Origin of the sequence: Mycoplasma collis ATCC 35278, from assembly GCF_000701825.1 — a bacterium.
Lineage (GTDB): Bacteria > Bacillota_I > Bacilli_A > Mycoplasmatales > Metamycoplasmataceae > Mesomycoplasma_A > Mesomycoplasma_A collis.
Genome location: NZ_JNJY01000034.1, coordinates 1 through 1,846, shown reverse-complemented (window position 1 = coordinate 1,846; position 1,846 = coordinate 1). Strand labels below are relative to the sequence as shown.

The following is a 1,846-nucleotide window of genomic DNA, read 5'->3' as shown; positions in this document are numbered from 1 at the left end:
GAGTGATGGGCAAAAGTTAATGGACAACCTTAAGTGGTTGTCTTTTTTTATAACCTTAATTTTAACAAGCAAAGTAATAAATTTAATTTGCTTAAAAAATAAGGAGATAAATGAATAGAGAAAAACTTTTAAATAAAAAAATATCTATTTGAAGTAACAAAAAAATTATCAAAATAGATACTTTAACATTAATGAAATTAAAAACTTCTAAAAGATCTTTACAAATATTAATTTCTATTTTTCATTTAGCAAAAATTTTTAAGCAAAAGCAAATGTTTATTTCTGATATTAAAACAATTTTTATGAATAACTTTTTTCCTTCATTTTTTAATGATGTGAACACTGAAGATTGATTTCCTAAATCTTCATTTTATCAAGCAATTAAAAATTTAGAAATGATGAATTTTATAACAGTAAAAAATCATAAAATTACTATAAATAAGTTTAAAAAATCTAAAGAATTTGTTATTTTACATAAAAATGAATACGAAAAAAACATTTATAACTTTACTCCTTTAAAAATTTTATTCATTCATCAAGCTAAAATTTTACTTTTAGGAGTTAAAACAACTAAAGAAAAAAAAGATGGTTGTTTATGTGTTAGAGATAAACATTATTTTAAAGAAGATCATTTTGATTGCAAAATAATAACAAAAATAAATAAAACTAATAAATTTACTTTTAAAGCATTTAAAAGATTAAAAATTAGCTACTGTAGAATTTATTACTTAACAAAAAACAAATTATTTAACTATATATTAAATAGAGATTTTAATATTAAAATTTCTTTTATAAAAAGTTTTGATAAATTAAAAAAACATATTAAAACTTTTCACATTGTTGATTTTAACAAAACACTTACTGTTTAATAGGTGAAAATTTTGTTAAAAGATTAAAAATTGAAAAGAATAATGATCTATTGAGCTATTTCAATGTGAAAAAGCAAACATTAATTGTTTGTATTTTTAATTGTATTGATTTTTAAGTTTTTTGCTCATACTTTCTTTTAATTTTTAAAAAGTCCAATTTTTATTACTTAGATATTATTCTTGAAAAGAATAATGATCATTTTAATAAATGAATATAAAAGAAAAGAAATCATTTATTTAATAAAAACAAATTATCATTTTAATTTATAAAAAGAAATAAAACTTTTATTTATTCAAATAATAGATAAAAAAATAAAAAAAATTAATCTACAACACAAACATAAAAATAAATAAATTATTAATTTAAAAAAATAATAAGGAGATAAAAATGTTAAATTTTGTCATACTAAACAATCTTTTAATAGTTGTAACTGTTGCAGCTGTTTTATTAATTTTAGCACTTATTTTATTTTGATTTTTAAATAAGAAAAAAACTAAAAAGAATAAAAAATCAACACAAAATGCAAATAACAAAAATGAAATTTTACTTTTAACTAAAAAAACTGAAAAATCAAATTCAAAAAATAAAAAAGAAAAAAAATTAAAAGGAGAAAATATTGATTAAAAACTTAGTATCTTCATCTTATGAAAAAATTAAATATTTTAGTTCTGCAAATGTAGAGCCAATTAAAAACATTGTAAATGGTGTAAATGATCAAATTAAAGCTATTATTTTAGTTTTATTAGGACTTATAGTTGCAGGTTTGATGGTTGCTTGTATTTTTTACCTTATAATGGCTGTATTTACAGATCGAAAAGATCATTATGTTAAACAGTTAAGATTTACAGCTATTGCTTTTTTAATTATTTTTACAATTACCATTGTGATTTGACCACTTGTAATGTCTTCTATTGAAAATGCAACAACTATTGCACAAACAGGCTAAAACTTTTAAAAAGGAGGTATAAACTTCTTC

General features: G+C 18.7%; 3 protein-coding genes. All 3 read left to right on the top strand.

All coding sequences use genetic code 4. The features are described from left to right. Positions 1 to 110 precede the first annotated feature (110 nt). The 3 genes from T403_RS0103920 (at position 111) to T403_RS0103910 (ending at position 1,816) form a co-directional block, all read left to right on the top strand. The gene (locus tag T403_RS0103920; RefSeq protein ID WP_033161516.1) at positions 111 to 869 is read left to right on the top strand and encodes a hypothetical protein; all 759 of its coding nucleotides are present in this window, start codon (positions 111 to 113) and stop codon (positions 867 to 869) included. 388 nt (positions 870 to 1,257) lie between these two features. Beyond that, positions 1,258 to 1,494 carry a hypothetical protein gene (locus tag T403_RS0103915; protein WP_033161515.1) on the top strand — a complete coding sequence of 79 codons (237 nt, stop codon included), beginning with the start codon at positions 1,258 to 1,260 and terminating at the stop codon, positions 1,492 to 1,494. Then, complete coding sequence (locus T403_RS0103910; RefSeq protein ID WP_033161514.1) at positions 1,487 to 1,816, top strand: hypothetical protein; 330 nt, start codon at positions 1,487 to 1,489, stop codon at positions 1,814 to 1,816. The genes T403_RS0103915 and T403_RS0103910 overlap by 8 nt, the downstream gene beginning before the upstream one ends. Positions 1,817 to 1,846 lie beyond the last annotated feature (30 nt).